At 69.4% G+C, this 13,066-nt stretch carries 12 protein-coding genes; 7 read left to right on the top strand and 5 right to left on the bottom strand.

All coding sequences use genetic code 11. The features are described from left to right. Positions 1-12 precede the first annotated feature (12 nt). The 6 genes from KBX46_RS01965 to KBX46_RS01940 all read left to right on the top strand — a co-directional run bounded on the left by KBX46_RS01965 (position 13) and on the right by KBX46_RS01940 (position 7,850). Positions 13-1,650 (top strand): extracellular solute-binding protein, encoded by a 1,638-nt coding sequence (locus KBX46_RS01965; protein ID WP_210790123.1) that lies wholly within the window; start codon positions 13-15, stop codon positions 1,648-1,650. A gap of 117 nt (positions 1,651-1,767) precedes the next feature. Next, complete coding sequence (locus KBX46_RS01960) at positions 1,768-2,457, top strand: DUF624 domain-containing protein (protein WP_210790121.1); 690 nt, start codon at positions 1,768-1,770, stop codon at positions 2,455-2,457. Then, positions 2,454-2,651, top strand: coding sequence for a beta-galactosidase (locus KBX46_RS01955; protein ID WP_210790119.1), 198 nt, complete (start codon positions 2,454-2,456; stop codon positions 2,649-2,651). Before KBX46_RS01960 ends, KBX46_RS01955 begins: the two co-directional genes overlap by 4 nt. Continuing rightward, complete coding sequence (locus KBX46_RS01950) at positions 2,648-4,783, top strand: alpha-glucuronidase (RefSeq protein ID WP_308159333.1); 2,136 nt, start codon at positions 2,648-2,650, stop codon at positions 4,781-4,783. Before KBX46_RS01955 ends, KBX46_RS01950 begins: the two co-directional genes overlap by 4 nt. Positions 4,784-5,089: 306 nt before the next feature. Continuing rightward, entirely contained in the window at positions 5,090-6,430 is a 1,341-nt protein-coding gene (locus tag KBX46_RS01945; RefSeq protein WP_210790117.1) for a PHB depolymerase family esterase, read from the top strand. A 37-nt stretch (positions 6,431-6,467) separates the two neighbouring features. Further along, positions 6,468-7,850: an endo-1,4-beta-xylanase gene (locus tag KBX46_RS01940; protein ID WP_141909794.1), complete on the top strand. Its 1,383-nt coding sequence runs from the start codon at positions 6,468-6,470 to the stop codon at positions 7,848-7,850. Between the two features lie 140 nt (positions 7,851-7,990). On the opposite strand, the gene KBX46_RS01935 is transcribed toward KBX46_RS01940, so the two are convergent. Both KBX46_RS01935 and KBX46_RS01930 read right to left on the bottom strand, forming a co-directional pair. Continuing rightward, a complete protein-coding gene (locus KBX46_RS01935) occupies positions 7,991-8,434 on the bottom strand; it encodes a hypothetical protein (RefSeq protein ID WP_210790116.1) in 444 nt (147 codons plus the stop codon). 100 nt (positions 8,435-8,534) lie between these two features. Then, positions 8,535-9,272: a methyltransferase domain-containing protein gene (locus tag KBX46_RS01930; protein WP_308159332.1), complete on the bottom strand. Its 738-nt coding sequence runs from the start codon at positions 9,270-9,272 to the stop codon at positions 8,535-8,537. Here KBX46_RS01930 and KBX46_RS01925 point away from each other — a divergent pair. Continuing rightward, positions 9,259-9,666 carry a MerR family transcriptional regulator gene (locus KBX46_RS01925; RefSeq protein WP_197699650.1) on the top strand — a complete coding sequence of 136 codons (408 nt, stop codon included), beginning with the start codon at positions 9,259-9,261 and terminating at the stop codon, positions 9,664-9,666. The two genes, KBX46_RS01930 and KBX46_RS01925, sit on opposite strands and share 14 nt — an antisense overlap. Here the strand turns inward: KBX46_RS01925 and sthA are convergent. From sthA to KBX46_RS01910, 3 genes are all read right to left on the bottom strand, one after another. Beyond that, a complete protein-coding gene (gene sthA, locus KBX46_RS01920) occupies positions 9,663-11,066 on the bottom strand; it encodes a Si-specific NAD(P)(+) transhydrogenase (RefSeq protein WP_088948621.1) in 1,404 nt (467 codons plus the stop codon). The genes KBX46_RS01925 and sthA overlap by 4 nt on opposite strands. A 142-nt stretch (positions 11,067-11,208) precedes the next feature. Continuing rightward, positions 11,209-11,847 (bottom strand): response regulator transcription factor, encoded by a 639-nt coding sequence (locus KBX46_RS01915; protein WP_210790114.1) that lies wholly within the window; start codon positions 11,845-11,847, stop codon positions 11,209-11,211. After that, on the bottom strand, positions 11,844-13,046 hold the full coding sequence (locus KBX46_RS01910; RefSeq protein ID WP_210790112.1) for a sensor histidine kinase: 1,203 nt from the start codon (positions 13,044-13,046) through the stop codon (positions 11,844-11,846). The genes KBX46_RS01915 and KBX46_RS01910 overlap by 4 nt, the downstream gene beginning before the upstream one ends. Positions 13,047-13,066 lie beyond the last annotated feature (20 nt).

Here is a 13,066-nt window from a genome sequence, read left to right as displayed (position 1 = left end):
AAAGGACGAGCCATGCTCCACAAGACGTGGCGCCGGGTGGCGATAGCCACCGCGGGTGTGCTCGCGCTCAGCCTCACCACCGCCTGTTCCGAGGACCCCGGCGAGTCGAAGGACCTCTCCGAGAACCGGGCCGGCGCGATGGCCAACTACGGCGTCGGCGACCAGTTCAAGGCCACCGAGGCGCTCTCCTTCTCCACGCTCTACAACAACCACACCTTCTATCCGCTCAAGGAGGACTGGCTGTTCTGGTCCGAGCTGACCAAGCGGACCAACGTCAAGATCGAGCCGGTCGCCGTGCCACTCAGTGACTACGAGCAGAAGCGCAGCCTCCTCATCGGCGCCGGTGACGCTCCGCTGATCATCCCGAAGACGTACCACCCGCAGGAGAACGCGTTCGTGTCGTCCGGGGCGGTCCTCCCGGTGAGCGACTACCTGGATCTGATGCCCAACCTCAAGGACAAGATCGCCAAGTGGAACCTCAAGCCGGAGATCGACAACCTGCGGCAGTCCGACGGTAAGTTCTACCTGCTGCCCGGCATGCACGAGAAGCCCACGCAGGACTACACGGTGCTGGTGCGCACCGACATCATGCAGGAGCTCAACCTCGCGGTCCCGAAGACCTGGGACGATTTGTACACAGTGCTCAAGGCGATGAAGGCCAAGTACCCGAACGTCTACCCGTACTCCGACCTCTTCAGCAAGCCCAACCCGACCGGCGCGCTGCTCAACATCCTCGGCTCCGCCCACGGCACCCAGGCCGGCTGGGACTACCAGCACGCCACCTGGGACCCGGCGGCGAAGAAGTTCAACTACACCGGGGCGTCCGAGCAGTACCGGCAGATGGTCACGTTCCTGCACAAGCTCGTCGCCGAGGGCCTGCTCGACCCGGAGAGCTTCACCCAGACCGACGACCAGGCACGCCAGAAGCTCGCCAACGGCAAGTCCTTCGTGGTCACCGGCAACGCGCAGACGCTGGTCAACAACCACCGGCCCGACCTGGCCAAGACCCTGCCGAATGCGAAGATGGCCAAGATCCCGCTGCCGATCGGCCCGGCCGGCGAGGTCAACCCGTTCCCCCGACTGGAGAACGGCATCATGATCTCCTCGAAGGCCCGGGAGAGCAAGAACTTCGTGGCCATGATGCAGTTCATCGACTGGCTGTGGTATTCCGACGCCGGCTTGGAGTTCGCCCGCTGGGGCATCGAGGGCACGACCTTCACCAAGGACGCGTCCGGCAAGCGCACGCTCAACCCCGGAGTCGACTTCCTCGGCCTCAACCCGAAGGCCCCCAAGCACCTGCAGAAGGACTTCGGCTTCCAGAACGGCGTCTTCGCCTACGGTGGCAGCCCAGACCTGGTGCGTGGGTTCTTCTCCCCGGAGGAGCTGGAGTTCCAGAAGGTGATGGACGCCCGTCCCCCCAGGGTGGTGCCCCCGCCCGCCCCGTTGACCGACGAGGAGCGCGAGCAGGTGTCGCTCTGGGAGACCCCGTTGAAGGACTTCGTCACCCAGAACACGCTCAAGTTCGCTCTGGGCCAGCGGCCCCTCACCGAGTGGGACGCGTACGTGGCCGAGCTGAAGGCCAAGAACTCCGAGCAGTACATCGACGTGGTCAACAAGGCGTACGAACGGTTCCAGAAGAACAACGGCTGATCAGCGGGAGATCCGGTCGGGCGGCGCACCCGCGGCCCGACCGGACCTCCCGGCCGGTACGACGCGCGTGACCCACCGCGCTCTGCCGGTCGTCGGGACCGACCGGAAGGAGCAACAGTGAGCGGCACCGCCCAGGTCTGGCGACAGTTCGGCGACGGGCCGCTGTCGCGGATCACCTCCCGGCTCTACATCCTGCTCGTGGTCGAGTTGCTGCTTCTGCTCACCACAGTGCCCGGCCTGCTCCCACTGCTGTTGCTGGGTCGTGACCCCAGCAACCTGCCACTGGTCGCGCTGTTCCTCCTGCCGGTCGGCCCGGCGATCTCCGCCGCCCTGTACGCCCTGCGCCACCAGCGCCTCGACCTGACCGACCTGCGGCCCGCCGCCCTGTTCTGGCGCGGGTACCGGGCGAACCTGTCCGGCACGCTGCGCGTCTGGGTGCCGACGCTGCTGTGGCTGACCGTGCTCGCCCTGAACCTCGCCTACCGGGGTGCCGTCGGCCTCGCGGGCTGGTGGGTCGTGCCGCTGGTCCTGCTCGCCGGGGGAGTGACGCTCTGCGCGGCCAACGCCCTGGTGATCACCGCGCTGTTCGACTTCCGCACCCGGGACGTGCTCCGGCTGGCCGTGCACTTCCTCGTGCGTACCCCCGGTGTCACCGTCGGCACGGCGTTGCTGCTGGCCGCGGGGGCCGGGATCACGGCGGTCTTCTCCGAGGCGGTGCTGGCGATGCTCGGCTCGGTCGCGATCCTCGCGTTCCTGCGCGTCAGTGACCCGATGATCCACCTGATCCGGAAGGAGTTCACCCCATGAGCCTGCCCGTCACCGCCAAGGTGCCCTTCGGGGGCGACTACAACCCGGAGCAGTGGCCCGAGGACGTGTGGAAGCAGGACCACCGTCTCTTCGACAGCGCCCGGATCGACCTGGTCACCGGTGACCGGGAACTGACCGGTTCGGCCCTGCGCCTGCCGGCGTTCGGTGTCGTCGTCGTGCGGGAGGACGGGTGAACGCCGAGGAGTCCGTCCACCTGGAGCACCTGATGTTCGTCGAGGAACCGATGGAACCCCGCGAGCCGCACGTCCACGCGGCCTGGCTGCCCCCGGAGGCGTTCCGGTCGCTCGGCGCGCGCCGCGTCCTCGTCCACGGCGACGGCCTGCTCGTCGACACCGTCCTGGACGAGGTCTCGCGTGCCTGTGCGCGCTACGGCGGACGGGTGTGGCACTCACCCTCCTGGGACGTCGACGTCGACCTGGTGCTCGCCCTGCGCGGTGCCGACGAGCTGCCCAGCCCGGCGGTGCAGGCGGCGCGGTCGGCAGCCGAGGCGGCGCTGACCGGGATCGGCGGTGAGCCGCTCGGCGACGAGGGTTTCCTGCTGGCCCGCGACGGCGAGGTGACAGTGGTGCTGGCCGACGCGCCCGCCGGCCTGCTGTACGGGCTGTTCCACGTGGTCCGGCTCTGCGCGGCGGCCTTCGATCCGGCCCGCCCGCCGGAGCGGCACCGGCCGGCGCTGCGCCGGCGGATGCTGAACCACTGGGACAACGTGGCCGTGCACCCGGTGATGGGCCAGGTCGAACGGGGGTACGCGGGCGGTTCGATCTTCTGGCAGGACGGCCGCCCGCGCGGCGACCTGGCCCGGGTCCGGGAGTACGGGCGGCTGCTGGCCGCGAGCGGTGTCAACGCGATCTCGGTGAACAACGTGAACGTGGCCCGGACGGAGGCGCTGCTGCTCACCGACCGGCTCGGCGACGTGGCCGAGATCGCGGACGTGCTGCGGCCGTACAACATCCGGGTGCACCTGTCGATCACCTTCGCCGCGCCCGTGGTGCTCGGTGGCCTGTCCACCGCCGACCCCTTGGACGAGGCGGTGCGGGTCTGGTGGGCGGCGACCACCCGGAGGGTGTACGAGCGCATCCCGGACTTCGGCGGTTACGTGGTGAAGGCCGACTCGGAGGGGCAGCCCGGCCCGTTCACCTACGGGCGGGACCACGCCGACGGGGCGAACGTGCTGGCCGAGGCGTTGGCCCCGCTCGGGGGAGTGGTGCACTGGCGGGCGTTCGTCTACAACCACCACCAGGACTGGCGGGACCGGTCCACCGACCGGGCGCGCGCCGCGTACGACCACTTCGCCCCGCTCGATGGGCGCTTCCGGACCAACGTGGTCGTGCAGGTGAAGTTCGGGCCGGTGGACTTCCAGACCCGGGAACCGGTCTCCCCGGTGATCGCCGCGATGCCCGCCACCCGGCTGGCGGTGGAGTTGCAGGTCACCCAGGAATACACCGGTCAGCAGCGACACGTCTGCCACCTCGGACCGTGGTGGGGTGAGGTGCTGCGGTTCGCGCCGTGGGGGCCCGGGGGGCGGACGGTCGCCGACATCGCCGCGGGGGAGTCGGGCGCGGGCGGTGGTCTGGTCGCGGTCGCCAACGTGGGCGATGACCTCTTCTGGACCGGGCACCCGTTGGCGCAGGCCAACCTGTACACGTTCGGGCGGCTCGCCTGGGATCCGCGACTGGATCCGCGGGCGGTCCTCGACGAGTGGATCGCGCTGACCTTCCCGCCGTCGGCGACCGCCGAACCGGAGCTGGTGGGGCGGACCCTGCACGAGATCATGGACGACTCGTGGCGCACCTACGAGCGCTACACAGCGCCGCTGGGCGTCGGCTTCATGGTCAACCCGGGGGATCACTACGGTCCCGGCGTCGACGGGTACGAGTACACGCGGTGGGGCACCTACCACTTCGCCGACCGCGACGGTGTGGGCGTGGACCGCAGCCATGCGTCGGGCACCGGCTTCGCCGGCCAGTACCCGCCGTACTGGGCCCAGGTGTACGAGTCGCCGCAGAGCTGCCCCGACGAGCTGCTGCTCTTCTTCCACCACGTGCCGTACGGGCACGTCCTGCACAGCGGGTCGACAGTCATCCAGCACATCTACGACACCCACTTCGCCGGTGTCGAGGAGGTGGTGGCGATGCGACGGCGGTGGCAGACCCTGAACGGGATGATCGACCCGGCCGTGTACGAGAGGGTGGCCGAGCGCCTCGACGAGCAGGTGCGCTGTGCCACCGAGTGGCGCGACCAGATCAACACGTACTTCCACCGCAAATCCGGGGTGCCCGACGAGCGAGGGCGGACCATCTACTGATCGGCACGACGGAGAGGCGCGGCCATCGGGTCGCGCCTTCCCGCGGTGTCTCCGGTAGGCCCGGTACGTTTCGAGAACGTCCCGATAATTACTCGCCACCAGTCGCCGATTCTCACGCCCGTCGATACCGATCGCAGCGCAGGTGGCCGCCGGATGCGTTGCGGCGAAAGGTTTCCGGAACTCTTGACAATCGAGTGGTCTCGATTGAAGCTGGCATGGTCACGCGAGCCGCGGTCAAGGTCGGGCGAAGGGCAGTCCTCGACTTAAGTCCCCTTCCACGCGCCTTTTTCGCAAGGGATCGCGACGATGACACTGAAGACAAGGACGCTTGGCGTCGTGCTGGCGGCCGTGACGCTGGCCGCCGCCGCGTTGACGTTCCCCACACCGGCGTCGGCGGCGACGCTCACGCAGGTGACCAACTTCGGCACCAACCCCACCAACCTGCAGATGCACCTCTACGTCCCGGACCGGGTGGCGACCCGGCCGGCGATCCTCCTGGCCATGCACTACTGCACCGGAACGGGCCCGGCGTTCCATTCGGGCACCCAGTACGCATCCCTCGCGGACCGGTACGGGTTCATCGTGATCTACCCGTCGGCCACCCGCAGCAGCAAGTGCTGGGACGTCTACTCGCCGCAGGCGTTACGTCGTGGCGGTGGCAGCGATCCGGTAGGGCTCATGTCGATGGTCGAGTACGTGCGGCAGCGCTACTCGGCCGACCCCGCGCGGATCTTCGCCACCGGCACCTCCTCCGGGGCGATGATGACCAACGTCATGCTGGGCGTCTACCCGGACGTGTTCGCGGCGGGCGCGTCCTTCGCCGGGGTGCCGTTCGGTTGTTTCGCCACCGGCGGCAGCTCCGAGTGGAACAGCCAGTGCGCGAACGGGCAGCTCATCAAGACCCCACAGCAGTGGGGTGACCTCGTCCGCGAGGCGTACCCGGGCTACACCGGCCAGCGACCGCGGATGCAGATCTGGCACGGCACCAACGACGAGACGCTGCGCTACCCGAACTTCGGTGAGCAGGTCAAGCAGTGGACCAACGTGCACGGGCTGAGCCAGACCCCGACGTTCACCGACACCCCGCAGTCCGGCTACACCCGCACCCGCTACGGCAGCAGCGGCGCGATGTCGCCGGTCGAGGCGATCAGCATGCAGGGTGTCTCGCACAACCTGCCGGTCGACGCCGCGCAGGTGATCCGCTTCTTCGGGCTGGACGGCACCACGCCGCCGACCACGCCGCCCCCGACGACTCCGCCTCCGACCACGCCGCCTCCGACCACGCCGCCTCCGACCACGCCGCCCCCGACGACTCCGCCGCCCAGCGCGGGCGCCTGCCGGGTCGGCTACACGGTCAACGCCTGGAACAACGGGCTCACCGCGAGCGTGACCATCACCAACACCGGCACGGCCGCCGTGAACGGGTGGGCGTTGGCCTTCACGCTGCCCAGCGGACAGGTCATCACCAGCGGCTGGAACGCCCAGTACGCCCCGACGAGCGGTGCGGTCACCGCCCGCAACGTCTCCTACAACGCCGCCATCGCCCCGAACGCGTCGGTCGAGATCGGCTTCCAGGCCACCCATGCCGGCGGCACCGGCAAGCCCTCGTCGTTCGCCCTGAACGGTGCCGTCTGCTCGGTGTCCTGATTCCCCACCACCCCATCACCACAGAAGGAGTCGCACGATGAGAAGAACGAAGTGGAAGGCGGCATCGAGAGCCGCGCTCGCGCTGGCCGGCGCGGGTGCGCTCGCCGCCGGCATGGCGCTGTTCGCGACGGCACCCGCCGCCGCCGGGACCACGCTCGGCGCGTCCGCCGCCGAGAAGGGCCGCTATTTCGGTACGGCCGTGGCCGGATTCAAGCTCTCCGACAGCGCCTACACGACGATATTGAACCGTGAGTTCAATATGGTGACGGCCGAGAACGAAATGAAGATGAACGCCACCGAGCCGCAGCAGGGCCAGTTCAGCTACGGGGCGGCGGACCAGATCGTCAACCACGCGCGCAGCCGCGGCATGAACGTGCGTGGTCACACGCTGGCATGGCATTCCCAGCAGCCCGGCTGGATGGAGAGCATGAGTGGCACCGCTCTGCGGTCGGCGATGCTCAACCATGTGACGCAGGTGGCGACCCATTTCCGGGGTCAGGTCGTGGCGTGGGACGTGGTGAACGAGGCGTTCGCGGACGGCAGCTCCGGTGGCCGCCGGGACTCCAACCTTCAGCGCACGGGCAACGACTGGATCGAGGCGGCGTTCCGGGCTGCGCGTGCGGCCGACCCGAACGCCAAGCTCTGTTACAACGACTACAACACGGACAACTGGACGCACGCCAAGACGCAGGGCGTGTACAACATGGTCCGCGACTTCAAGGCCCGTGGTGTGCCGATCGACTGCGTCGGTTTCCAGTCGCACTTCAACAACGACTCCCCGTACGTGAGCAACTACCGCACCACCCTGTCGAGCTTCGCGGCACTGGGTGTGGACGTGCAGATCACCGAACTGGACATCCAGGGCGCATCCGCGGCCACCTACCGCAGCGTGGTGGAGGACTGCCTCGCGGTGCCCCGCTGCAACGGCATCACCGTGTGGGGCATCCGTGACAGTGACTCGTGGCGCGCGTCGCAGACGCCACTGCTGTTCAACAGCAACGGGTCCAAGAAGCCGGCGTACGACGCGGTCCTCGCCGCACTGAACAACGGCACCACGCCGACGGACCCGCCCACCGATCCGCCGACCGATCCGCCGACCGACCCGCCCACGACCCCGCCTCCGGGGCAGGGCGGATGCACCGCGACGGTGTCGGTGAACCAGTGGACGGGTGGCTTCGTGGCCACAGTGAAGGTGACGGCCGGCTCGTCGGCCATCAACGGCTGGACGGTCGGCATCGCGTTGCCGTCCGGCGCGACGGTCACCAACGCCTGGAACGCCAACCGCAGTGGTAGCACGGGCTCGACGAGTTGGACCAACGTCGCCTACAACGGCCAGGTCGGCGCCGGCCAGTTCACCGAGTGGGGCTTCCAGGCCAACGGCACCGCCGGCACCCTGACCCCAACCTGCTCAGCCAGCTAAAGCCCCACCGGCCGGTGCGGGGCGATCCCGAACCTCGCACCGGCCCCCAGCCCTCGGTGATCAAGAAGTTTGCGTCACGACACGCCAGGCTAGACGACGCAAACCTCTTGATCACCGGGCGTGGTGCGCCGGTGCTCTGGTTAGTCGCCGGAGAAGCCCCAGAAGTAGATTTCCTCCGGCTTGCCCTGCCCGTCGTGCAGGACCGCGCAGCGGCCGAACCATCTCCGTGCGGCCAGCCCCTTGACGGCGTCCAGGTGCTCGCGGGTGAGCCGCTCGGTGCCGACATTGCGCAGCGCCTCGGCGGCGCTCACCGGCTCAACCGTGCCGTAGTCGGGCCTCTCGCCCTCGTTGAGGACCCGGTAGACGTCGAGGATGGAGTGGGTGCCCGACTCCTGCACCCACTCGTCGTTGAACAACTCCTCCATCGTGGCCGGACGGTTCGGATAGTCGCTCGCCGAGTTGGGGGTCTCACCCCGGGCCCACCAGTACTCGCCCTCCGCGAAAACCCTGTCCCGCAGGGCGTCCAACGCCGCGTCCAGGTCTGGCTGGTACTCGACGAAGTAGCTCCACCCGGATGCGCCCACCACTGCCTCTTTCCTCCACGGGTCAACAGTGCCGGCACGGTAGCGGGCAGCACCGACATCGGTCGAGGAGCAGTTCACCGAGGCCGACCCCCGTTCGCTGTCAGGCCTGGGCGGCGACGATGAACATCGGCACGACGACGAGGATCCGGTTCGCGCGGGCGCGCTCGATCTGCCCGGCGAGCCAGGTTTCCTCGTCGGTGATCCGTTTCACCAGGTCCAGCGCGGTGTCGTCGGTGAACACGGCGGTGTGCACCTCGACGGTCGGGTCGGTGAAGCCGGCGTCGAGCAGCAGGTTGCGATACCGCCGGGCAACGCGCGGCGACGGGAGCGAGTCGGCCTTCGCGTGGATCAGCCGGCGGGTGGTTTCCGGCTCGTCCGAGTCGATGGCGATCAGGTCCGAGTCCTGGCCGATCAGTACGGCTCGGCCGCCCGGTGCGAGCACTCGCCGCGCCTCGGCCACGGCCCGCGCCGGGTCGTCGAGCACGTGCAACACCTTGTCCGCCCGGTAGTAGCTGGCCGATCCGGTCTCGAGCGGCAGTTCGGTGGCGTCGCCGACATGGAACTCGCCGGCAGGCCAGCGCTTGCGGGCCACGGCGATCATCACGGGGTCGAGGTCGACGCCGACCGCGTGGGCTCCGCGCTCGGCCAGCTCGGCGACGGCCCGGCCACTGCCACAGCCAGCGTCGACCACGGTTCGGCCAGTGAGGTCACCGAGCAACTCGTAGGAACGGGCACGTAGTTTGACGGCCGCAGGCTCGCTCTCGATGGCATCGAGGACAGCTAGAAGACTGGACATGCTTGCCATGGTCGGACTTAATGTCGACATGAAGTCAAGCACGATGACGATCGGCGACGTGGCCGACCACTTCGGCCTGCCGGCGCACGTACTGCGGCACTGGGAGTCGGTGGGCCTGCTCCGCCCCGCCCGGGTCACCGGCGGTCGTCGCCGCTACACCCGCGACGACCTGTTCCGGGTGGCCTCGATTCTGCGCGCGAAGCAGGCCGGCCTGTCGCTGCCGGACATCCGGGCGTTCCTCGCCGCGGGCGACCCGGCCGCCCGCAAGGACGTGCTGCGCCGCAACCACAGCGCGCTCCAGGCCAGGATGGCGGCGCTGCGGTCGGCGCTCGACCTGCTTGAGGCCGGGCTGAACTGCTCACACGAGGACATCTCGACCTGCCCGAACTACCGCAGCCAGTTGGCGGAGCTGGTGGAGGTCGGGGGCAGTGACTAGCCGTCTATGCGGGTTATGTTGCGGATCTTGTTGGAGGCGTCCAGGGCGGCGACCTTGTACGCCTCGGCCAGCGTCGGGTAGTTGAACACCGCGTCTATCAGGTAGTCGATCGTGCCGCCGCAGCCCATCACCGCCTGACCGATGTGGACGATCTCGGTGGCGGCGGTGCCGAACACGTGCACCCCGAGCAGTCGGCCGTCGTCGGGGGAGACCAGCAGTTTCAGCATGCCGTACGAGTCGCCCACGATCTGGCCCCGGGCCAGCTCCCGGTAGCGCGCGATGCCGACCTCGAACGGTGTCGAGGTGTCGGTGAGCTGCGCCTCGGTCTGCCCGACGAAGCTGATCTCCGGGATCGTGTAGATGCCGATCGGTTGCAGCCCGTGCATCTCCCGGATCGGCTCGCCGCAGGCGTGCTGCGCGGCCAACCGGCCCTGCTCCATCGAGGTGGACGCGAGGGCGGGAAAGCCAATCACGTCGCCGACGGCGTAGATGTTGTCGACCGGGGTGCGGTAGTTGGCGTCGACAGCGATCCGGCCGCGTCGGTCCGCTTCCAGCCCGGCCGCCTCCAGCGCGAGGTCGTCGGTCTGGCCCTGCCGGCCGGCCGAGTACATGACCGTGTCCGCGACGATCTTCTTGCCGCTCTTGAGAATGCAGAGCGCCGCTGTCTGGTGCTTCTCCACGGCGGCGACCTCCTCGCCGAAGCGGAACGCCACGGACAGGTCGCGCAGGTGGTACTTCAGCGACTCGACGACCTCCTCGTCGCAGAACTCGAGCATCCGGTCCCGGCGTTCCACGACTGTCACCTTGGTGCCGAGCGCGGCGAACATCGACGCGTACTCCATGCCGATCACGCCGGCGCCGACCACGACCATGCTGCGGGGCACGGCCTGGAGGTTGATGACGCCGTCGGAGTCCACGATCGTCCGGTCGTCGAAGTCGACGCTGTCCGGGCGGGCCGGGCGCGTGCCGGCAGCAATAATGATCTTGTCGAAGGTCACTCTGGACTCGCGGCCGGAGCCGCCGTCGACCCAGATCGTGTGCGCGTCCGCGAAGCGCCCGGTGCCAGTGATCATCGCGACCCGGTTGCGGGCCAGTTGATTGCGGATGACGTCGGTCTGCCGGGCGATCACGTGCTGCGTCCGGGCCGCCAGGTCGCTGACCGTGATCTCGTCCTTGACCCGGTAGCTGCTGCCGTAGAGGTCGCGCTGGCTCAGCCCGGTCAGGTAGAGCACGGCCTCGCGCAGGGTCTTGGAGGGGACGGTGCCGGTGTTGATGCACACCCCACCGATCATGTCGCGGCGGTCCACGATGCCGACCCGCCTGCCGAGCTTGGCGGCGGCGATCGCGGCCTTCTGACCGCTGGGTCCGGAGCCCAGCACCAACAGGTCGTAGTCATACACAGGCGTTAGCGTCGCAATATGTCGCGGCGCGCGCCAGACCCCGGAGTCGAGCGTTATTCGTCCGCCACCGTGCAGAGGCCGCCAGGCGGGTGGTGTTCGGTCACCACCCAACCCCATTCGGCCCGCCAGCCATCGCGCGCCTCTAGCCGACGAGGCGTCGTTCCCAGGCCCAGGCGGCGATCTCGACCCGGTTGCGGGCCTTGAGCTTCATCTGCACGCTGGCCAGGTGGGTCTTGACCGTGCCGACGGCGATGAAGAGCTGGGCGGCGATCTCGGCGTTGGTCAGGCCCCGGGCGACGAGCTTCACCACGTCGAGTTCTCGTGGTGACAGCCCGGCGTCGTCGTGGGCCGGAGCGGGAGAGCTGAGGTGCTCCAGCAGCCGTACAGTGATGGACGGGCTGATCAGCGCGTCACCGGACACGGCCGCGCGGACCGCCTCGATGAGCAGCGCCGGGCCGGAGTCCTTGAGCAGGAAGCCGCAGGCGCCGTTGGACAGCGCGGTGTGCACGTACTCGTCCAGGTCGAAGGTGGTCACCACGACCACCCGGATCGGGTCGGCGACGCCCGGCCCCGCGAGCAGCCGCAGTGCCTCCAGACCGTCGAGGCGGGGCATCCGGATGTCCAGCAGCACCACGTCCGGGCGCAGCCGCCGGGCCAGTTCCACGGCCGCGACTCCGTCGGCGGCTTCGCCGACCACCGTCATGTCCGACTGCGACCCGATGATCATGCCGAAGCCGGTCCGGACCATCGCCTGGTCGTCGGCGATCAACACCCGGATCACCGCCCCACCGCCGTGCGCAGCGGGAACGCCGCATCGAGCACCCACCCACCGGCGACGCCCGGTCCGGCGGTGATCGTGCCACCGAGGGCGCGTACCCGCTCGGTGAGGCCGATCAGACCGAAGCCGTGCCCCCGGGCCGGCGCGGTGCGCCCGGTGGTGCCGTCGTCGGCCACCCGGACCAGAAGCCAGTCGGGGGTACGTCGCACTGCCACGTCCACCGATCGGGCGTCCGGCGCGTGCTGGCGGGTGTTGGTCAACCCCTCCATCACCACCCGGTACGCCGAGGTCGAGACCTCCACCGGCAGTCCGCCCAGGTCGCCGTCGACGTGCAGCCGGGCTGGCGCGTTCGCTGCCCCGTTGAACCCCGTCACCAGTGGCTCCAACTCGCTCACCCCGGCCAGTGGGGCCAGCGGCGCGTCCGGCGGGGCGTTCGGGTTACGCAGGATCCCGACCATCCGCCGCATCGAGGCCATCGTCTCCGCACCGGCCCGCTCGATCTGCTCCAGGGCGATGATGACGCGTTGCGGGTCCTGTTCGGCGACGAACCGGGCGCCCTGCGCCTGCACCACGATGCCGGTCACGTGGTGGGCGATGAAGTCGTGTAGATCGCGGGCGAACTCGGCACGCTGCTCGGCCCGGACCAGCGCGATCGCCCGCTCCCGGCCGGCGGCCACGATCCGCAGGTAGAGCCCCACCCCGGCGGCGCCCGCCGCGGCGATTACCTGGAGCAGACCGAAGATCACCAGCAGGCTGTCGGTGCCGACGCGCAGCGGCATCGCGGCGACGGCGAGCCCGGCCGCCACCGCCGCCCACGGAGCGAGCCGGGGCGCGCCCCAGCGGCTCACCACGAAGACCACACCGATCAGCCCCGCCGACTCGGCGAGCCCCCAGGTGCGGGCGGGCAGGATGCCACCGCCTCCGGAGATGAGCACCACCCCCGCGGTCACGGCCAGTGAGGCGGTGGCCAGTGCCAGCGCGGCCACCGGCAGCCGGCGGGAACCCGGCCGGTGCACCGGCAGCCAGAGTGGCACCGTCGCCACCGCCAACCCCATCGGCACCAGCAGGAGCAGGAGACCGACGATGCCGCGGTCATCCGCCGTGCTGGCCGCGAAGTCGAAGAGAGCGAGCAGGCCAAAGGCCACCAGCCCGGCAGCCTGGGCCAGACGTATCCACCACAGTCGAAGATCCGGCGCGCTCATGATGACCCAGCGTAGCCAAC

This window comes from Micromonospora sp. C81 (assembly GCF_018070425.1).
Taxonomy (GTDB): domain Bacteria; phylum Actinomycetota; class Actinomycetes; order Mycobacteriales; family Micromonosporaceae; genus Micromonospora; species Micromonospora zamorensis.
Note: the sequence above shows the minus strand (reverse complement) of the source record. Positions and strands in the feature narration are given on the sequence as shown.